The sequence below is a fragment of the Acidovorax sp. BL-A-41-H1 genome (assembly GCF_051942715.1).
Genome location: NZ_JBPVJQ010000004.1, coordinates 158,211 through 177,880 on the forward strand (window position 1 = coordinate 158,211; position 19,670 = coordinate 177,880).

Below are 19,670 nucleotides of genomic sequence, written 5' to 3' on the forward strand. Positions count from 1 at the left end.
GAGCGGGCTTTTTTCATGGCCGCCGGGCCGGGGTGGCTACAATGATCTGCAAGATTCGTGCCCTATGAACCACCGCCTCCTACCGATCCTCCTGCTTACGGCCCTGGCCAGCTTCCACGGAGCCGTTCAAGCCGAAAAGGCGGACCGCGCCAAGCCCATGAATATCGAGGCGGACGCCCTGCGCCACGATGAACTCAAGCAGACCAGCGTGTTCACGGGGCGCGTGGTCATGACCAAGGGCTCTATCGTGCTGCGCGGCGCGCGGCTGGACGTGCGCCAGGACGCCGAGGGTTACCAGTACGGCGTGGTCACGGCCGAGCCGGGCAAGCGCGCGTTCTTCCGGCAAAAGCGCGACACCGCGCCCGGCGCGCCGGACGAGTTCATCGAAGGCGAGAGCGAAACCATTGAATACGACGGCAAGTCCGACAACGTGCGTTTCATCACCCGGGCCGAACTGCGGCGCTACCGGGGCTCGGCACTCAGCGACGAGATCACCGGGGCCGTCATCGTCTACAACAACCTGACCGACGTGTTCACCGTGGACGGCCAGCGCACCACGCCGGGCGGCCAGGCCGCAGGGGCTAGCGCAGGTCAGAGTGGGCGGGTGCGTGCCGTGCTGGCACCCAAGGAGCCCGCGCCAGCGGCCGGCGGCGCCAGCGCTCCAGCAGCGCCAGCCGCATCAGGCCCGGCCCTTCGGCCCAGCAACAGCCTCAGCGGCGGCGCCAAGTGAGCGCGCAGCCCATCCAAACCGGCGCGGCAGATCCGGCCGGCAGCCGGCTGGAGGTCAGCCACCTGGCCAAGTCGTACGGCAGCCGCAAGGTGGTCAAGGATGTCTCGCTCGTTGTGCAAAAAGGCGAGGTCGTGGGCCTGCTCGGGCCCAACGGCGCGGGCAAGACCACGTCGTTCTACATGATCGTCGGGCTGGTGCGCAGCGATGGCGGCGACATCCGCATCGACGGGCAGTCAGTAGCGCACATGCCCATCCACCGGCGTTCGCGCCTGGGGCTGTCATACCTGCCGCAAGAGGCCTCCATCTTCCGCAAGCTGTCGGTCGAGGAGAACGTGCGGGCCGTGCTGGAGCTGCAGCGCGGCGATGACGACAAGCCCCTGCCGCGCGCCACCATCGAAGACCGCCTGACAGCTCTGCTGCAGGAACTGCGCGTGGAGCATTTGCGCGCCTCGCCGGCCATGGCGCTGTCAGGCGGGGAGCGGCGCCGCGTGGAGATCGCCCGTGCCCTGGCCACGCAACCGCGCTTCATCCTGCTGGACGAGCCGTTTGCCGGTATCGACCCCATCGCCGTGATCGAGATCCAGCGCATCATCGGCTTCCTCAAGGCGCGCGGCATTGGCGTGCTCATCACCGACCACAACGTGCGCGAAACGCTGGGCATCTGCGACCACGCCTTCATCATCAGCGATGGCCGGGTGCTGGCCCAGGGCACGCCCTCCGAGATCGTCGACAACGCCGAGGTACGCCGCGTGTACCTGGGCGAGCATTTCCGCATGTGACGGCATGAAGGACCGGATGCGCCTGCATGTTGCGTTGTTGCTGCCCTCTCCCTGCAGGCCTGAAGCCGGCCTGACGGGCCGCATGAAGGCGGGCTCCGCATGAAACCCGGCCTGTCGCTGCGCGTATCGCAGCACCTTGCGCTCACGCCGCAGCTGCAGCAGTCGATCCGGCTGCTGCAACTGTCCACGCTGGAGCTCTCGCAGGAAGTCGAGCAGATGCTGGACGAGAACCCGTTTCTCGAGCGCACGGCCGAGGAGGCCCCGCGCGAGGAGTTCGGCCTGGAGGCTGCCGATGCTCCACCGCAGGCCGACGACTACAGTGCAGATGATGCTATATTTTCAGGAGCATCCAGCACAGCTGCAACCAGCGCTGAAGGCCAAAACGAGTCCGAAACGCCTTCGGGCGCGGGCGACGAACCCGACTGGAGCGGCGACGGCACCGTGGAGATGGCGCCCAACGACGCCGAGTGGGGTGGCGACGCACCGCCGCGCACGCGCAACGACAGCGAGGGTGACGAGGCCGACGCCACCGAGCTGGCACGCTCGCACGAATCGCTCACCGCGTTCTTGCACCGGCAGGCCCTGGCATTGCGCTTGTCCGAGGTGGACTGCGCCGCCTTGCGCTTCCTGATCGAATCGCTCAACGACGACGGCTACCTGGAAGAATCGCTGGAGGAGCTGGCCATCACGCTGGCCGGCCCGGACGACCTGGAGCAGATCGAGGAGCTGGTGCACCGCTTTACCGTGGCGCAGCGCCTGCTGCAGAGCCTGGAACCCGTGGGCGTGGGCGCCCGCGGCCTGGCCGAATGCCTGACCCTGCAACTGCAGGCCATGGCCGCCGATGAAGACTGCCCCGCCGATGCTGCCACCGTGCAGACCGCGCTGCGCATCTGCCAGCAGCCGCTGGAGATGCTGGCCAAGCGCGACGTGCGCCGGCTGACGGTGCTGTGCAGCGAAGGCGGCGCTAGCGGCGAAGAGCGCACGCGCGCCGCCATGGCGCTGATTGCCCGGCTGGAGCCGCGCCCCGGGCGCCGCTTTGCGGATGTGGAGCGCAACGTCATCATCCCCGACGTGATCGTGCGCAAGGCCGGCCGTGCCAATGGTCGCGACGGGCAGCAGAACTTCATCGTGCAGCTCAACCCCGACGTGATGCCCCGCCTGCGCGTGCACGACATCTACGCAGGCGCCCTGCGCGGCCACAAGGGTGGCGAGGGGCACCAGGGCATGCAGCAGCGCCTGCAAGAGGCCCGCTGGTTGATCAAGAACATCCAGCAGCGCTTTGACACCATCCTGCGCGTCTCGCGCGCCATCGTAGAGCGGCAAAAGAGCTTTTTCACCCACGGCGAGCTGGCCATGCGCCCGCTGGTGCTGCGCGACATTGCCGACGAACTGGGTTTGCACGAATCCACCATCAGCCGCGTGACCACGGCCAAGTACATGGCCACGCCGATTGGCACCTACGAGCTCAAGTATTTCTTCGGCTCGGGGTTGGGTACCGAAACCGGCGGCAATGCGTCGAGCACCGCGGTGCGGGCGCTCATCAAGCAGTTTGTCGCCGCCGAAAATGCGGCCAAGCCGCTGTCCGACAGCCAGATCGCCGAGATGCTCAAGGAGCAGGGCATCGAATGCGCCCGGCGCACCGTGGCCAAGTACCGCGAGGCGCTCAAGATCGCGCCGGCGAACCTGCGCAAGACGCTGTAGTTTTCGCGCAGGCGTATGCATTGCAAGGCTGGAGCCCTCGGCCGTTAAGTCACGGGCACGCGCGACCCGTCCCCGCACCAATCTGCAATCAGCAATCAGAAACCAGCGGCACTGTCCCGTGCCCGCTGCCTGACTGGGCATCTTCAACGCAGCGCCACGAGCCTGAGACGTAAACCTCGTGAGGCGCTAGTCATCGGCCAGCAATAGGAAACTGTGCACGACCATCTGCGCAAATGTCTCTCCGGTTCAGCCCTGCACCTACGGAAGGCGGTGTTTACACGGCGTCTGCATCCACATCAGCCTCATCTGCGCGTGGCGTTCACGGCCGCGTGAGCTCCGCAAAGCGCACTTGCTTTTCGTCCTGAGGCGTTGGCGCTCGCCGCTTGGCACTTACCGGGTATGTGTCATGCGCAGCCGAGGCGCCGCGCCTTGCCGCCCGGCGGCAGGTGCCGGCAGCGAAGGCGCGCTGCCTGCTTCATCCTGCGGCTGCAGCTTGAACACGCTGACCACCTGCACCATGCGACCCGCCTCGCGGTTGAGGCTGTCTGCTGCTGCAGCAGCTTCTTCCACCAGTGCCGCGTTTTGCTGGGTGACGCTATCGAGCTGCGCAATGGCCTGGTTGATCTGGTCGATGCCCTGGGTCTGCTCGGTGGCCGTTGCGCTGATCTCTTCGATCAGGCCTGCCACCCGTTTGACCTGCGCGACGATTTCCTGCATGGATGTGCCTGCCTGGCCCACTAGGCGGCTACCCGCATCCACTTTGGTCACACTGGCGTTGATCAGCGTCTTGATCTCCTTGGCTGCCTCGGCAGACCGGCCGGCCAGGCTGCGCACCTCGCTGGCCACCACGGCAAAGCCGCGGCCCTGTTCGCCAGCGCGTGCCGCTTCTACCGCTGCATTCAATGCAAGGATGTTGGTCTGGAACGCGATGCCGTCAATCACGCCGATGATGTCGGAGATCTTGCGCGACGATGCCGTGATCTCTTCCATGGTGCTGACCACCTGCCCCACCACGGCGCCGCCAGCTGCCGCCGCGGCGCTTGCCGAGCTGGCCATCCGGTTGGCCTCCCGCGCGGTTTCCGCGTTGTTCTTCACGGCCGAGCTCAGTTCCTGCATCGATGCGGCTGTCTCTTCCAGGTTGGCGGCCTGCGTTTCGGTGCGACGCGACAGGTCGGCATTGCCCAGTGAAATCTCGCTGGCTGCATTGTTGATGAGTTCCGCGGTGGACCGGATGTCGACCACCACGCGCGAAAGGTTCTGTGTCACGGTTCCCAGCGCCTGGATCACCTGTCCGGTTGCATCAGTGGAAGCAGCCTGGGGGCGCTGGCTCAGGTCGCCCTGCGCTACCGACGTTGCCACATGCGAGGCAAGCGTCAGGGCGGGAACGATCATGTTGTAGATCAGCCATGAGAGGAACACGGTAGCCGCCAGCGCAATGCCAAAGCCGACGAGGATCAGCGTGCTGTTGCGCTCTGCCTGTGCCCGCCCGGCCGCCACGGCCTGTGCGGATTCGTCGGTCTGCTCTTTCACCATCGCGTCAAGCTCGCCCTTGAGCTTGGCGTAGTGGCCGTCCATGGTGGTCATGAAAGAAGCCGCGTTGCCCAGCATGCCGGTCTTGATGTCCAGTGCCTGCCTGGCGTTGTTGGCGTACTTGTCAAACTCTTCCATCGCCACACGCAGGTGCGCGCGCTCCCCTTCCGAAATTTTCGGCGCATCGATGTTTTGCTGCAGTGACTGCTTGTAGGCATCCAGCCGGCTGGCAATGCTCTTGTCCAGTGCTGCGATCTTGTCTTCCTTGTAGCCTGCGCCTTCCCAGGCAAGGCTCTGGTTCACCAGCGCGTGAATGCTGGTCACCTGCTCTGAAAGCGCGGCATCGGCAACGATGCGCGGCACGCGTTGTTCGCCAATGTCGATCAGCGCGGCACTCAGGCGCTGGTTTGCCAGCATTCCGGTCAGGCCGACCAAGACCAGGCAAAAGATCGCAAAGGCGGGAGCCAGCGCCATTTTGGTGGCCACCGCCGTGTTTCGAATCCACTGTGTCATTTTGCTGATCCTTACCCTCAGGGAAGCGGTGGCCGCCTGGTGGGCGGCAAGTGCCGGCCGTGGCTGTCCGCGCCGACGCCCCTGCGCCAGCGCGGCATGAGGCGTCAGCGGTAGGCGCCTACGCCCACGAAGCCATCAAAGTTCGCCATTTTTCGTGTGTAGGAAATCTTGCTTTCGATCTTTTTGGTCTGGGGGTGTGGCCAGTCGTATTCGACCCAGCCACCACCCTTTTGCGCCGTATCGCGCAATTCACGGATCAGGGGCTTGCCATTGGGATCCTTGAGATCGATGAGGTTCTTGCCGATCAGCTTGTCGTTGGCACCGTGGGCGACGCTCACCCCTTCGGATGAGTAGGCAAACACGTAGAGGTCTTTCTTTTGCCAGGCCTTGTTGTTCTTGTCGGTGAAATCCTTGAACGCCTGGTCCGGGCCTACCTTCTTCACGTGCTCGACGGCAGCGTCAACCATGGCCTTGGCTTCGTCCCGCGTTCCGTTTTCCTGTGCGTGGGCTCCGGCAGAGAGCGCACCCAGAACCGCCAGAGCGGCAAATGTGCGACGGCTGAGAAATTGCATGGGGATTCCTTTCATCTGAAGGGGCGAACAAGTTGCGACACCGCGCGTCACAACCTGTAACCCGCTCAAATAGTAGACCTGAGCCTTCGGTGAATGCCCCGAGGAAACCCTGCAACAGCGGCCTACAGCCCGTCCAGATGGGGGTGTTGTCAGCCCTGATTCAGCTTTGTCCGGCTGCACCAACCTGTCGTGCGCGGTAGACCGTGCGTAAGATCGCAGGAACCCTTGCCGCCGGCATCCTCCGCGAGCGGCGCAACGTCTTGAGTGTTTGCCCTTCCCATGCCCCGCATCGTTTTCGACCTCCCCGCGCGTTTCAGCTTCAGCACCGAAATGCAGATCTACATCAGCCACGTCAACCAGGGCGGGCATCTCGACAACGCGCAGCTGCTCAGTCTGGTGTCTGAGGCGCGCGTGCGGTTTTTCCAGTCCCTGGGGTATTCGGAGGCGGATGTGGGTGACCTGTCCATCGTGGTGGGCGACATCGTGGCCCAGTACAAGTCGGAGGGGTTTCACGGCGAAACCATGCGGGTGGCAATGGTGGCGGCCGACTTCAACCGCTACGGCTTTGACCTGGTGTTCTGCATGACCGAAAAATCCGGGGGCCGCGAAGTGGCGCGCGGCAAGATCGGCATTGTTTTCATTGGCAAGCACACGCGCAAGGTGGCGCCAGTACCGGAGGCGATCTTGCGGTTGCTGCAGGCTGCCGTGGCCTGATCACGGTGGAGGGCTACGCGGACCAAGCCTCTCGCGCACTGCGCACCCCGGGCTCCGCACGGTCTGCGGTTGCAAATCCTCGGGACAGGGCCGCCATTCCTTCAGTTTGCGCGTTGCAGCCCTCTCCATCCAGGGCACGCCGCACCGCCGGGGCTTATCCAGCGAGCCTTGGTCCAGCCAGCCAAGGGGCAGCATTCAGCAACGCCCCGGCGTCAGTCAATGCACGTCAGTGCCTGGTGCGTGCGTCTGGTTTGCGCTCTTCGCGCACCACCTTGGTGGACACCACGGATACCGGATCGCTTGCGGGAAAGCTCTCTTCTACGGCATGGTCGAGCGCTGGTTCGCTGACCTCCTGCACTTCCACGGACTTGTGCCCGGTCGCGCTATCGGGCGGCGCAGCAACAGGGTCCGGCTTGGGGTGTGATTGGGCGGTAGGAAAAGGCCAAGGCTTGCGGGTCATCGGGCGCTCCGGTTTCGGGATATGAGACGGGCGCAGTGTTGCGACCCCAGCTGCACGGTAAGCCCGCCAGGTGCATGGCACGTGTAGGACGCGCGGCGCACGCGCGATAGGCGGCCTGCGCATTGGGGCTGAATGACCGGCGGTGCGGTGCCGCTGGGGCTGTGCCTGTTCCTGCGGGTTCAGCGGGTGTTTTCCTACAGCCGGGCCGCCGAAGCCGCAATGAAGATGGCGCGAACTGAAAGGTATCGCCATGCTTGCAATGAACTACCGCGGCCCCTACCGGGTCCGCGTGGCCCACAAGGCCGAGCCAGAGATCGAACACCCCGGCGACGCCATTGTGCGCGTCACGCGCTCGTGCATCTGCGGGTCTGATCTGCACCTGTACCACGGGCTGGTGCCCGACACGCGAGTGGGTACCACGTTTGGCCACGAGTTCACCGGCGTGGTGGAGGCCGTGGGGTCTGCAGTGCAGAACCTCAAGCCGGGCGACCATGTGCTCGTGCCGTTCAACATCTTCTGCGGCACTTGCTTTTTCTGCCAGAAAGAGCTCTACAGCAACTGCCACAACACCAACGCCGAGGCGACCGCCGTGGGCGCCATCTACGGCTACTCACATACCACGGGCGGGTACGACGGCGGGCAGGCCGAATTTGTGCGCGTGCCCATGGCCGATGTGGGCCCCACGGTGATCCCGCAAGACATGCATGTGGAAGACGCCGTGCTGCTGACCGATGCGCTGCCCACCGGCTACCAGGCCGCCGAGATGGGTGATATCGAAGAGGGCGACACGGTGGTCGTCTTCGGTGCCGGGCCCGTAGGTATCTTCGCGGCCAAAAGCGCCTGGCTCATGGGCGCGGGCCGCGTCATCGTGGTCGACCATGTGGAATACCGGCTGGAGTTTGTGCGCAACTACGCGCAGTGCGAAACGGTGGACTTCAAGCAGGTGGGCGACATGGCCGTGCACCTCAAGAAGATGACCGATGGCCTGGGGCCTGACGTGTGCATTGACGCCGTGGGCTGCGAGGCTGCGGGGAATGCAGCGCAGTACCTGACGGGGGTGCGCCTCAAGCTCCAGGGCGGGGCCGCCACTGTGCTGCACTGGTGCATCAACTCCGTGCGCAAGGGCGGGCGCGTTTCCATCGTCGGGGTCTACGGCCCCACCTTCAATGCCGTGCCGATTGGCAACGCAGTGAACAAGGGCCTCACGCTGCGCATGAACCAGGCCAGCGTCAAGCGCCACCTGCCGCGGCTCATCGAGCACATCCAGGCCGGGCGCATCCGCCCGCGCGACATCATCACCCACCGCTTTGCGATGGAAGACATCCCGGAGGCGTACCACATCTTCTCCAGCAAGCTTGACCATTGCATCAAGCCCGTGATCGTTCCGCGCGGCGCGCCGCAGTGACCAGGAGGCACCGACCATGCACAAGACCTACATCGAAAACACGCCCCCCGGCCCGCGCGCGCAGGCCGACCGCGCCGCCATCACCGGGTGGGGAGCCGACCTGGACAAGGCCAACCGCCCCGCCTACCCCATGGAGCGCACGCCGCCCCGCCTGCCGCACGTGCACTGGGCCGAACCTGCCGCCCAGCCGCATACCGTGGAGGTGCTCACGTCCATCGAGCGGCCGGGCATCACCCCCGTGTTCGGTACCGCCGCGCCGCCGCGTGGTCTGAGCGGATCGCTGCGGCGACTTGCCTTCGAGGCCAGCGAGAACGATGTGCGCCGCTGGATGCTGCTGTTGCTGGCAGACCGCATCGACGTGGTCGAAGGCGTGCTGGAAGACCTGATGCGCGGCCACATCCCCAACGTGCTGGCCGAGATGGGCGCCGCGTCGGAATGGAAGCACAACCGCCCGGCCCTGCTGCGCAAGCTGGCGCTGCTGGCTGCGCTGGCTGCAGCAGCAGCGCTGATCGCGCGCAGCTTGCGCCATCGGCGGGAGGAGCGGCGGTTGCTGCGGTGAGTGATCTGCAAACGAGCCCGGCACGGCTCAATTAAGTGGGCGGTCCGCGCAGCGGCCGGAACGGTTGTAGCGGGTGCAATCAACCCCGATTTGTGGTCATTTAGGGCTCTGGCGCACGTTCTGATTGCCTGTAATACTATATAAAACATAGCGGTTGACTGGTGGGCTTTCAGGGTTTGGGCGGAGCGGGCCTCTTGCCGCTGCACCCACACGCCGAGCGCAGGCATCTCGCCCACAGCCCCCGCAAGCGCCTTGCCTGGGCGCCGAGTGCGCCACAGGGCTTATCCTCACGCCCTGCTATGAACCAACTCCAACTTTTTCTTCCGTGCGCTGCGGGCGTCGAAAGCTTCCTGGCTGACGAGGTGCACGGCATCACCGGCCTGACTGGACAAGACCTGCTGGTGGGCCGCGGCGGTGTGCTGCTGCGCGCATCGTGGCGCGACGCGCTGCTGTTGAACCTGCACAGCCGCCTGGCCCAGCGCGTGCTGGTGCAACTGGCGCACCGGCCTTACCGGTCCGAAAATGATCTGTATGCCGCGGCCAGCGATGTGGCGTGGGAGATCTGGTTCACCACGCGCCAGACCTTCAAGGTCGAAGTCACCGCCCAGCACAGCCCGCTGCAAAGCCTGAACTTTGCGGGCCTGAAGGTCAAAGACGCCGTGGCCGACCGCTTTCGTGCCAAGAGCGGTGTGCGCCCCGACGTGAACACCCAGTGGCCCGATGTGCGCATCCACCTGCACCTGACCACCGACGAAGCCACGATTTACATCGACACCAGCGGCGAGCCGCTGTTCAAGCGCGGCTGGCGCGAGGACAAGGGCGACGCGCCGCTGAAGGAAACCCTGGCTGCCGCCATGATTGCCGCCAGCGGCTGGGACCCGCACGGCGACACCCCGCAGCCGCTGTACGACCCCTGCTGCGGCAGCGGCACTATCGCCATCGAAGCCGCGCAGATCGCCTGCCGCATCCCCGCGGGCATGATCCGGCGCTTTGCGTTCGAGAAACTGCTGCCGTTCCAGGTGCATGTCTGGTCTGCTATTAAAAACGAAGCAGAAGGGGCAATCACCACCAGCGCTGTGCCCATATTTGGCAGTGATGTGACCTTCCGCATGGTCGATTTTGCCCAGCGCAATGCCGAACGCGCCGGCGTGGCCGATGCCGTGCAGCTGCGCGGCGGTGATGCCCTGCAGCGCATGCCGCCTTGCGACGAGCCCGGCGTGATGCTGCTGAACCCGCCCTACGGCGAGCGCATTGCCGCTGCCGGTGCCGCCGGCCGCAATGCCAGCGAGCGTGCCGCAGACCGCGCCCAGGGCATGGCCGTGGGCCGCGAAGAGGCGCAGACCGAAGACGGCGGCGAATTCTTCAGCCAGCTCGCATCGCACTGGAAGAAGAACTACACCGGCTGGACGGCCTGGATGCTCACGCCCGATCTGAAGCTGCCGGGCAAGATGCGCCTGAAGGAATCGCGCCGCGTGCCCATGTGGAACGGCCCCATCGAATGCCGCATGTTCCGCTTCGACCTCATCAAGGGCGCTGTGCGTGACCGCGCCGCGAAGGCCGGGCCCGGCGACACCCCGGCACCCGGCACCCCGCGATGAAGGTGCAGCTGCGCCTGCCCGCCGCAGCCCCGGCAGATGAGCCGGTGCGGCCGGTGGTGGTGGACACCAACGTCGCGCTCGACCTGCTCATCTTTAGCGACGCGCGCACCGTGCCACTGCGCACGCTGCTGGCCGAGGGCCGCCTGGCGTGGATCGCCACGCAGGTCATGCGCGATGAGCTGGAGCGCGTGCTGGCCTACCCGCACATCATGGAGCGCATGGACTTCTATCAGGTGAGCGCCGCACAGGTCCTCGCTGCATTCGATGCGCAGGCACGGCTGGTTGACATTGCGCCCAAGGTGGTCTACGTGTGCAAGGATTCCGACGACCAGAAGTTCATCGACCTCGCCGCTGCGTACCAGGCGATCTTGCTGAGCAAGGACAAGGCGGTGATCTGCATGCGCAAGCGCTTGCTGAACCTGGGCGCGCATGTGGCCACGGAACTGGCGCTCGATATGCAGGCGGCACCCGCCGCCGTCTGAGCGCGCCACGCGCGGGGCGCAAGCGGCCGCGCTATGCCGCGCTGTGCCGTGGCCAGCCCGGCCTCAGAGGTCGAAGCTGAACTCCGCCGCCGGATGCAGCTGCCACGCCCCTTCCCCTTTGAGCTCCAGCACATGCGTGTGGTGCCGCAGCACCGCAGGCCGGTGCGCGATGCTGACGATGGTGGTACCGCTTGCGCGCAGGCGTTCGTAGAGCGCGTTCTCGTTGGCGCTGTCCAGGGCACTGGTGGCCTCGTCCAGCACCACGATGCGAGGCTCCTGGGCCAGCACGCGGGCAAACGCCAGCCGCTGTTGCTCGCCGGTGGACAGCAGCTTTTCCCAGTCCTGCGTCACATCCAGGCCGCCGACGCGTTCGGCCAGCGCCGGCAGGTGTACTTCCTCCAGCAGCTCCAGCAAACGTTCGTCGGTCAGCGCCGAGGATTTGGCCGGATAGATGATCTGGCTGCGCAGCGTATCGACCTGCATGTACGGCCGCTGGGGCAGGAAGAACATGTCTTCCATGGGCGGGCGGGCGATGATGCCGCTGCCCGTGCGCCACAGGCCGGCAATGGCCCGCAGCAGAGAACTCTTGCCGCACCCGCTGGGCCCTGTGATCAGCAGGGCGTCGCCGGCGTTCAGCTGCAGTGACAGGTCCTTGACCAGAAGCCTGCCGAATTGCGGCGTGTAGAGCGTGACGTCTTGCAGCTGCAGCGTGTCGCTGGTGCGCGTGCTGATTTCCCCGGCGGGCCCGGTCGCCGTTACCTTCGGGTGGCCTGCCGGTGCAGGGGGCTCGGCCCACGGCGTGGGCGCGGCCGGGGTCTTGAGCACGGCCTGGGAGAGCGCGTGCAGCCGGTCGATGCCGGCCACGAAGCGGCTCAGGCTCTCGAAGTTGTCGACGATCAGCGACACCGCGGCCAGCACGGCGGCGAAGGCCCCCGCCGCCTGGATGGCACGGCCCACTTCCAGCCGGCCAGCCAGCACATCACTCGCCAGGATCACCGCCGGCAGCACCAGCGTGAGCTGGCTGAAGGCGCGCTGGTACAGGTTGAGCGAGCGTTGCTTGCGGATGAGCCTGGCGAAGTTGCTGAACGCGGATTCGAAGCGCTGGTCGATGAGCGCGCGTTCCTGGGGCTCGCCGCGGTAGAACGCAATCGATTCGGCGTTCTCACGCAGGCGCATGAGGCTGAACCGGAAGTCCGCCTCGCGCCGGATCTGCCAGAAGTTCAAGCGGATGAGCGGTGCGCCGAAGAAATACAGCGCGCCGAAGGTGCCCAGCAGCGCATACGCGGCCAGAAACGCCACCAGCGTGTGCGAAATGGACCACAGCACCGCGCTGAAGGCGACCAGCTGCATCAGCGAGCCCAGAAAGATCAGCAGAAAGTGCGTGGAGCGCCCGGTGAAGGTGTTGATGTCTTCGCTGATGCGCTGGTCGGGGTTGTCGATGTCGGTGCCGTTGCCGATCTCGTAGTACTTGCGCTCACCCAGGTAGCCATCCAGAAACCGGTGCGTCAGCCAGCGTCGCCAGTGGTTCGAAAACGCGTCGCGCATGTAGTAGTAGAAGGCGTACACGGGCACGGCAAAGGCCACCACCAGCAGGCTGGCGCGCACCGCCGACCAGAACCGGTCGGCCTGCTGTGCGGCCAGGGCCGAGGTGAGTTCACCCGTCTTGTCGACCAGCATCACGGCCAGCTGCGTCTCGCACACCATCAGGCCGACCAGCAGGGCCAGGAGGCCCCAGGCGGTACTCTTCTTGTCGCCCTTCCAGTAAGGGCGGGCCACGCTCATGAACTGCTTCCACGCCGACCATGACAGGGTGGGAGGGCGGCGGCGCCGCGGCTTGGCCGCTGGGGGTGCCGCAGCGGCGGCAGGATCGTGGCTTGGGTCTGGCAGTGCGGCGGCCGACAGGGGTTCGTCAAGCGCGGCAGCGGCAGCAGGAAGGGGAGATTGCATGGAATACGGTAGGAGGGCAACGCAGTGCACGGTGCACCGGGCTCCACCATAGCCGCGGATTGATGACCAGCCTGTCAGCCGAGAACCACGCCGCGCCCCAGCCGCCAGCGCGAGCCGCGTGCGCAGCCTCACCGCGCGCGCCGTGCTTTACCCGAGCCCGGCAAGATCGCTGCCGGGTGGCCTCAAGGCGCGAGGGACTTTTTCAGGTACGGCAGGTGAAATCCCGCGATGTAGTTGTCGATGCGTCCGCACTCCTCGTAGCCCTGCTTGAGGTAAAAACCGCGCGCCTGCCACTCAAAGGTGTTGAGCGTGGCGCTGTGCGCCCCCAGCTCTTGCGCCCTGTGTTCGGCTGTTGCCGGCAGGCTGCGGCCCAGCCCCTGGTGCCGGGCAGCCTCGTCCACAAACAGCAGATCGACATTCAGCCACTGCAAGAACACAAAGCCGCGCAGCCCGCCCACCAGCGTGCCCTGTGCGTCCCGTGCGCTCACCCACACAGGCTGTGACTGGCCGCACTCGCCCACAAAGCCGTAGTTGAACGCCCGCAGCCGGCGGCCGAGCACACCAGAGTCCACTTCTTCGGCCGTGGGTGTGTAGATCTCGAAGCCGCTCACCGCCAGGCGCCGTCAGGCCAGCAGGTCATATGCCGCCCGCACCCGCTGCAAGTCGCGCCCCAGTTTGCGGTTCTCGGGCAGGTGCCGCATCCAGCCCATGCGGCGCACGCTGTCGGCCAGCACGTGCTGCATCTCGGCACTTTCATCCGCAACCCATGCCGCCCAGCTCTGGCGCGCCTCGGCCAGCGTGCCGCCTTCGCGCAGGTAGATGGCGGTGGAGTGTGCGTAGCACAGCGCATCGCGCACATGGCACAGCGCCAGCGGCAGCACGGCGGCAGGGTCGTCCTCAAAGTCGATGCAGGCCATTGCGCCGTCGGGGCAGCGCACCAGGTTGCGGGCAAAGGCCTGGCTCAGGCAGGTGCCCTGTCGGTGGACATGGGCCAGCGTCTGCAGGCCTTGCTGCCACATCGCCAGCACTTCGCGGTGCTGGCCCGCACGGGCAGCGTCGTCGATCTCGTTGCCCAGTGAGGGCGTCACGTCGGTAGGACGGCCCAGGTGGCGCATGGCAAACCCGTCGGGCTGCGCGGCCAGCACCACCGGTACGCGAATGCCGCGGGTGGCCAGGTCCTGCAGGCGGCGCACCTCGGTGGCAATGGCGGTGGGGCCGCCCGGGTTCGGCACGGGGCGCAGCACCGGCAGGCGCAGCAGCCCGGCCAGCAGCGCCATGGCGCGGTAACGGCCGCTGCCGTGCGGCGCGCCTGCGCGCTTGACCCAGATCTTTTCATCACCCAGCAGGTGGTCCATCACGTTGCGGGGCTGCGTGGCCAGCTGCTGCTTCAGGAAGACGGCGTAGTCGCCCCCGGTGGTGTGCGGGTCCGTGGCGACAGAAGGAGGCGGGGTGGGGGTGATCGGAATTCCGTGGGTCATGCAGCGGGAGGAGGTGTCTGGACAGCAGTGGCGCCCGCAGCCATGGCTTGCACCAGCTCGACATGGTGCGGCACCGAGGGCTCCAGCTCGGGCTCGCAGGCCTGAAAGCTGTGTGCGCTGGCCAGTGGCCAGTATTGGCGGAACACATTGTGCTGCGCATCCAGCGGGCCCAGCAGGGCGCCCGGCTGCATGCGCGTGATCAGGTTGGACAACAGCCGCACATGCGTGTCGCTGATGCGGCGCACGATGTGGTGGGCGGTGATCTCGTTGGGGTGGCGCAGGCCGGCGGCCTGCACCAGCTCCTGCAGCGCATGCAATGTGCTGCGGTGGAACTGCGCCACCCGCGTGGCCTTGTCAGGCACCACCAGGGCCTGCTGGCGCAGCGGGTCTTGCGTGGTCACGCCGGTGGGGCAGTGGCCGGTGTGGCAGGTCTGCGCCTGTATGCAGCCGAGCGCCAGCATGAAGCCGCGCCCGGCGTTGCACCAGTCGGCCCCCAGCGCCATCATGCGGGCGATGTCGAAGGCGCTGACCACCTTGCCCGCGCAGCCCAGCCGCACGCGGTCGCGCAGGTTCACGCCCACCAGGGTGCTGTGCACCAGCAGCAGGCCCTCCTGCAGCGGGGCGCCCACATGGTCGATGAACTCCACCGGGGCGGCGCCCGTGCCACCCTCGGCGCCATCGACCACGATGAAGTCGGGCGTGATGCCCGTGACCTGCATGGCCTTGACGATGGCAAACCATTCCCAGGGGTGGCCCAGGCAGAACTTGAAGCCCGTGGGCTTGCCGCCCGAGAGTGTGCGCAGCCGGCCGATGAATTGCATCATCTCCACCGGTGTCTTGAACGCGCCGTGGCTGGCGGGGGACACGCAGGTCTCGCCCACGGCCACGCCGCGCGCCTCGGCGATTTCGGCCGTGACCTTGGCCCCGGGCAGCACCCCGCCATGCCCCGGCTTGGCACCCTGGCTGAGTTTCAGCTCGATCATCTTGACCTGCGGGTCGGTGGCGTTGGCGGCAAAGCGCTCTTCGCTGAAGGTGCCGTCGCTGTTGCGGCAGCCGAAGTAGCCGGAGCCGATCTCCCAGATCAGGTCGCCGCCATGCTCGCGGTGGTAGCGCGAGATCGAGCCCTCGCCCGTGTCGTGCGCAAAGCCGCCGGCCTTGGCCCCCTTGTTCAGGGCCAATATGGCATTGGCCGACAGCGCGCCAAAGCTCATGGCCGAGATGTTGAACACGCTCGCGTGATACGGCTGGGTGCAGGGCTGCACCGAGGGCGAGGGCGCATCGGGGCTGCCGCCGATCCACACCCGGAAGTCGTGCGAAGGCAGCTGCGTGGGCGCCATCGAGTGGTTCACCCATTCGTAGCCATGCGCGCGCACATCGAGTTGCGTGCCAAACGGTCGGTTGTCGGGCTCGCCCTTGGCGCGCTGGTACACCAGCGAGCGCTGCGCCCGCGAAAACGGCGCGGCCTCGCTGTCGCTTTCAATGAAGTACTGGCGCACTTCGGGCCGGATGTACTCCAGCATGAAGCGCAGGTGGCCGATGACCGGGTAGTTGCGCAGCACCGCATGCCGCGTCTGGCGCAGGTCGTAAAAGCCCAGGCCCACCAGGCCCCCCAGCAAGCACGCCAGTGCCGCCAGCCACAGGGTGAAGCCGAAGGAAAAAAGCCCCCCCAGTGACAGCGCCAGTCCGAGGGCGCACAGGCCCAGCGCGGTGTACCGCACGGGATACAGTTGGTTGAGCTGGTGGATCATGGGACGTCCCGGGTTTTGGTGGCAACAACGTGCAGGGCTACACTGGCCGCCTTTTGCGATGCCGTATCACGGCCGCGGCCGGGTCCATGGACGGCGTTGCACGCGGCTTGTCGTGCCAGCGCCGTCCAGTGCATCATAAAAGTAAACGTTTGTGACAGCATGCGCCCCCGCGTTTTCCCTGCTGCCGCCTGCCGCCCCGCGTCGCCCTTATCTCCTGACCACGGATACCCGCCATGACTGCCCCCGTACAACCGCCCATCTCCGCCGCCCCGACCGAAGACGTCACGCCCGCCAGCGCGCTGGCCAGCCCGGCCATTCCCGCCGGCCTGGGGCCGGACGAACTCGAAGAGATCGACAACATCCTCGATGACCTGCGCTCGCGCGGCGAAGAAATCCCGCAGTGGGAGTTCTGCGATGGTTTCATGACCGCCGTGATCTGCAGCCGCCGCCCCATCCCGCCCGCCGAATACCTGCCCATGCTGCTGGGCGACGGTGCCGAGCTGGATGTGGAAGACGGCGCGCCGCTGCCCCTGCTGCCCGCGTTTGCCGATGCCGCGCAACAGGCGCGGTTCATCGCGCTGTGGGACCGCCGCTGGAACGAGATCACGGCCCAGCTCGACACCGACGTGAAGACGCTGGACGACGACCGCACCTTCCAGCCCGAAGCCATGGACATGCGCGGCGCGGTGGCCAGCCTGACCGACGAGCAGCGCGCCGAAATGGGCGACGACCAGGAGATCCCGTCGTTTGGCCAGGTGTGGGCGCTGGGCTTCATGTTTGCGGTGGAAAACTGGCCCGAGGACTGGGCCGCCCCGCGCGACAAGGAAGCCGCCAAGTGGCTCGACGATGCGCTCGACAGCATCGTCGCCCTGACCGAAGACGACACCGGCAAGCCCGAGGTCTGTATGTTCAGCGAAGACGGCCCGCCCAGCACCAGCCAGGCGCGCGTGGAAGCCTTCGGCGAAGCCATCTGGGCCGTGTACGACCTGCGCCAGCTGTGGAAGAGCATGGGCCCGCGTGTAGAAACCGTGCGCAAGGCCCCCGAGCCGGGCCGCAATGACCCTTGCCACTGCGGCAGCGGCAAGAAGTTCAAGAAGTGCCACGGAGGATGAGCACATCCCCCTGAGTCGCTGCGCGCCTTCCCCCTTCTCTCGAATCGCCATGCGATTCGGGAAGGGGGACGCCACCAGCGCGGCGGGGCGGCCCTTGCGCGGTGGCCGCTGATGGGGCTGCGCGCGCTGAAGAGATTGGAGTCGATGCGAGCAGATGACCCTCAACGTCGATGAATTCGCGGTATCGGTTTGCTACGTAAGTGATGTCTACCGGTGCTTTATGGATAGGCTCCCTTGAGGCTTGTCTGGCTTGTTTTCCTGCCACGCGCCTTCGGGCGCGTTTTGTTTGGCGCCGCACCACCCTGTTTTTTGCCTATGTCGTCTTTCTTGACCCGCCTGCGCGCCGAATGGGCCCCGAGCATCCCGCGTGAATTGCTCGCGGGGGCCGTGGCCACGTTTGCGCTGATTCCGGAAGTCATCGCGTTCTCGTTCGTGGCCGGCGTGGACCCGTCGGTGGGCCTGTTTGCCTCGTTTGTCATCAGCATCGTCATCGCCTTCGCTGGCGGGCGGCCCGCCATGGTGTCGGCCGCTGCAGGCTCGGTGGCGCTGGTGGCGGCGCCGCTGGTGCAGTCGCACGGCTTGGGCTATCTGCTGGCGGCGGGGCTGCTGGCGGGTGCGGTGCAGGTGGTGTTTGGGCTGCTCAAGCTGGGCGTGCTGATGCGCTTTGTCTCCAGCTCGGTGCGCACGGGCTTTGTCAATGCGCTGGCTGTGCTGATCTTTGCGGCGCAGCTGCCGCACTTGCAGGGCGCAGCGCCCGCCACCTGGGCCATGCTGGCGCTGGGGCTGGCCATCATCTACGGCTTGCCGTGGCTGGGGCGGGTGCTCAGCCTCCCGGCGCTCTCGGCCATACCGTCGCCGCTGATCTGCGTGGTGGCGCTCACGCTGCTGGCATCGTGGCTGGGCTTGCGCCTGCCCACGGTGGCCGACCTGGGCAACCTGCCCGATGCACTGCCGGTGTTTGCGCTGCCGCAGGTGCCCGTGTCGCTCGACACCCTGCGCATCATCCTGCTGCCCGCCCTCGCCATTGCCATGGTGGGCCTGCTCGAATCGGTGCTGACGGCCGCCGTGGTCGATGAGATGACCGAGACCCCCAGCGACAAGAACCGCGAGTGCACGGGCCTGGGGCTGGCCAACATCGCGGCCAGCCTGTTTGGCGGCATCGCAGGCTGCGGAATGATCGGCCAGGCCGTGGGCAACGTGAAGTACGGCGGCCGCGGGCGGCTGTCCACGCTGTTCGCCGGGGTGTTTCTGCTCATCCTGATGGTGCTGCTGAAAGACTGGGTATCGCAGGTACCGGTGATCGCGCTGGTGGCCATCATGGTCATGGTGTCGGCCGAGACGTTCGACTGGAAATCGCTGGGCACGCTGGTGCGTCACCCGCGCATGTCCAGCGCCGTGATGCTGGCCACCGTGGCCGTCACCATCGGCACGCACAACCTGGCCGCCGGCGTGGCGGCGGGTGTGGTGCTCAGCGGCGTGTTCTTTGCGTTCAAGGTCTCGCGCATGCTGCAGGTGCGCGCTGTGGACGACGCGGCGACCGGCCAGCGCATATGGCATGTGTCAGGTCAGGTGTTCTTTGCGTCGGCCGATGCGTTTATCGAGGCCTTTGATGTGCTGGGCGCCGAGGGCCGGCCCGTGTGCATCGACGTGACGCACGCGCATTTCTGGGACGTGACGGCCGTGGCGGCGCTGGACAAGGTGGTGGAGCGGCTGCGTCACCACGGCTGTGTGGTGCAGGTGGTGGGGCTTAATGAGGCCAGCGCGGTGTTGGTGGATCGGATGGGGAGCGATGCGGCTCCCGCCGGTACTCAGGGCAAAGCGGGAGGGTGACCGGTGCAGGGGGGCCCGGTGTGGTTGGGGGTTCAGGGAGTGCTCAGCCGCGTAGCCCGCCAAGCGGCGTTAAGGCTGAGGGAGCGGCCAGTTGGATGAGCGCAGCGATGGGCGCTTTGGGCCTAAGCAGCCGTTGATTCATTTCCAGCTGGCTTGCAGTCCAAACCGCGCTGCCCACGCGTCCGGCGATAGCCTGCGTGCAAGCTATAGTTTGCTGGGCAAAGGCGTGCGGGGCTTGGCGGAATGTTTGTGCCCATGCTTTTGACCATCGCACTGACCGCAAGTCCAATGTCCAAGCCGCGTCGAGGAGAAATCAGTGTTCAGCATAACTCGCACGCTCCGGTTTATTCCGCACGTCGTGCGGGATACATCACGGTAGGCCTCATCACATGCGTCGTCGCCACTCAAGCTCACGAACCGCTCATCGATACGTCACTGGCTCAAAGTCGTCATACACACAGAACGACGGGTTGCCAGGAGTCGTCTACGTCCTTCGGAATACCGCGCTTAGG

17 protein-coding genes are annotated in these 19,670 nt (G+C 66.3%); 10 read left to right on the forward strand and 7 right to left on the reverse strand.

Annotated elements, in window-relative coordinates; all coding sequences use genetic code 11:
• The first annotated feature begins 64 nt into the window (after positions 1–64).
• The 3 genes from lptA to ACTPOI_RS09750 all read left to right on the forward strand — a co-directional run bounded on the left by lptA (position 65) and on the right by ACTPOI_RS09750 (position 3,210).
• Entirely contained in the window at positions 65–730 is a 666-nt protein-coding gene (gene lptA / locus ACTPOI_RS09740) for a lipopolysaccharide transport periplasmic protein LptA (RefSeq protein WP_440108428.1), read from the forward strand.
• Positions 727–1,509 (forward strand): LPS export ABC transporter ATP-binding protein, encoded by a 783-nt coding sequence (gene lptB, locus ACTPOI_RS09745; protein ID WP_440108429.1) that lies wholly within the window; start codon positions 727–729, stop codon positions 1,507–1,509. Before lptA ends, lptB begins: the two co-directional genes overlap by 4 nt.
• A 99-nt stretch (positions 1,510–1,608) precedes the next feature.
• Complete coding sequence (locus ACTPOI_RS09750) at positions 1,609–3,210, forward strand: RNA polymerase factor sigma-54 (protein WP_440108430.1); 1,602 nt, start codon at positions 1,609–1,611, stop codon at positions 3,208–3,210.
• 390 nt (positions 3,211–3,600) lie between these two features.
• Here ACTPOI_RS09750 and ACTPOI_RS09755 read toward each other — a convergent pair whose 3' ends face one another.
• Positions 3,601–5,253, reverse strand: coding sequence for a methyl-accepting chemotaxis protein (locus tag ACTPOI_RS09755; protein ID WP_440108431.1), 1,653 nt, complete (start codon positions 5,251–5,253; stop codon positions 3,601–3,603).
• A gap of 104 nt (positions 5,254–5,357) precedes the next feature.
• The gene (locus ACTPOI_RS09760; RefSeq protein ID WP_440108432.1) at positions 5,358–5,825 is read right to left on the reverse strand and encodes a cache domain-containing protein; all 468 of its coding nucleotides are present in this window, start codon (positions 5,823–5,825) and stop codon (positions 5,358–5,360) included.
• A gap of 279 nt (positions 5,826–6,104) precedes the next feature.
• Between ACTPOI_RS09760 and ACTPOI_RS09765 the strand changes: the two genes are divergently transcribed.
• Positions 6,105–6,539, forward strand: coding sequence for an acyl-CoA thioesterase (locus tag ACTPOI_RS09765; protein WP_440108433.1), 435 nt, complete (start codon positions 6,105–6,107; stop codon positions 6,537–6,539).
• Positions 6,540–6,765: 226 nt separating this feature from the next.
• Here the strand turns inward: ACTPOI_RS09765 and ACTPOI_RS09770 are convergent, their stop codons facing one another.
• Positions 6,766–6,999 (reverse strand): hypothetical protein, encoded by a 234-nt coding sequence (locus ACTPOI_RS09770; RefSeq protein WP_440108434.1) that lies wholly within the window; start codon positions 6,997–6,999, stop codon positions 6,766–6,768.
• Positions 7,000–7,249: 250 nt separating this feature from the next.
• Between ACTPOI_RS09770 and ACTPOI_RS09775 the strand changes: the two genes are divergently transcribed.
• From ACTPOI_RS09775 to ACTPOI_RS09790, 4 genes are all read left to right on the forward strand, one after another.
• Positions 7,250–8,404: a zinc-dependent alcohol dehydrogenase gene (locus tag ACTPOI_RS09775; protein ID WP_440108435.1), complete on the forward strand. Its 1,155-nt coding sequence runs from the start codon at positions 7,250–7,252 to the stop codon at positions 8,402–8,404.
• A gap of 16 nt (positions 8,405–8,420) precedes the next feature.
• Positions 8,421–8,963: a hypothetical protein gene (locus ACTPOI_RS09780; RefSeq protein ID WP_440108436.1), complete on the forward strand. Its 543-nt coding sequence runs from the start codon at positions 8,421–8,423 to the stop codon at positions 8,961–8,963.
• A 299-nt stretch (positions 8,964–9,262) separates the two neighbouring features.
• The gene (locus tag ACTPOI_RS09785; RefSeq protein WP_440108437.1) at positions 9,263–10,561 is read left to right on the forward strand and encodes a THUMP domain-containing class I SAM-dependent RNA methyltransferase; all 1,299 of its coding nucleotides are present in this window, start codon (positions 9,263–9,265) and stop codon (positions 10,559–10,561) included.
• Positions 10,558–11,043 carry a putative toxin-antitoxin system toxin component, PIN family gene (locus tag ACTPOI_RS09790; RefSeq protein ID WP_440108438.1) on the forward strand — a complete coding sequence of 162 codons (486 nt, stop codon included), beginning with the start codon at positions 10,558–10,560 and terminating at the stop codon, positions 11,041–11,043. The genes ACTPOI_RS09785 and ACTPOI_RS09790 overlap by 4 nt, the downstream gene beginning before the upstream one ends.
• Before the next feature lie 63 nt (positions 11,044–11,106).
• On the opposite strand, the gene ACTPOI_RS09795 is transcribed toward ACTPOI_RS09790, so the two are convergent.
• From ACTPOI_RS09795 to ACTPOI_RS09810, 4 genes are all read right to left on the reverse strand, one after another.
• Positions 11,107–12,825 (reverse strand): ABC transporter ATP-binding protein/permease, encoded by a 1,719-nt coding sequence (locus tag ACTPOI_RS09795; RefSeq protein WP_440108773.1) that lies wholly within the window; start codon positions 12,823–12,825, stop codon positions 11,107–11,109.
• A gap of 347 nt (positions 12,826–13,172) precedes the next feature.
• Positions 13,173–13,601 carry a GNAT family N-acetyltransferase gene (locus ACTPOI_RS09800; RefSeq protein WP_440108439.1) on the reverse strand — a complete coding sequence of 143 codons (429 nt, stop codon included), beginning with the start codon at positions 13,599–13,601 and terminating at the stop codon, positions 13,173–13,175.
• 12 nt (positions 13,602–13,613) lie between these two features.
• Positions 13,614–14,468, reverse strand: coding sequence for a hypothetical protein (locus ACTPOI_RS09805; RefSeq protein WP_440108440.1), 855 nt, complete (start codon positions 14,466–14,468; stop codon positions 13,614–13,616).
• Positions 14,465–16,216 (reverse strand): FMN-binding glutamate synthase family protein, encoded by a 1,752-nt coding sequence (locus ACTPOI_RS09810; protein ID WP_440108441.1) that lies wholly within the window; start codon positions 16,214–16,216, stop codon positions 14,465–14,467. Before ACTPOI_RS09810 ends, ACTPOI_RS09805 begins: the two co-directional genes overlap by 4 nt.
• Before the next feature lie 233 nt (positions 16,217–16,449).
• On the opposite strand from ACTPOI_RS09810, the gene ACTPOI_RS09815 reads away from it, so the two are divergent.
• Positions 16,450–17,328, forward strand: a complete 879-nt coding sequence (locus ACTPOI_RS09815) for a UPF0149 family protein (protein ID WP_440108442.1) — start codon at positions 16,450–16,452, stop codon at positions 17,326–17,328.
• 315 nt (positions 17,329–17,643) lie between these two features.
• The gene (locus tag ACTPOI_RS09820) at positions 17,644–19,158 is read left to right on the forward strand and encodes a SulP family inorganic anion transporter (RefSeq protein ID WP_440108443.1); all 1,515 of its coding nucleotides are present in this window, start codon (positions 17,644–17,646) and stop codon (positions 19,156–19,158) included.
• The last annotated feature ends 512 nt before the right edge of the window (positions 19,159–19,670 follow it).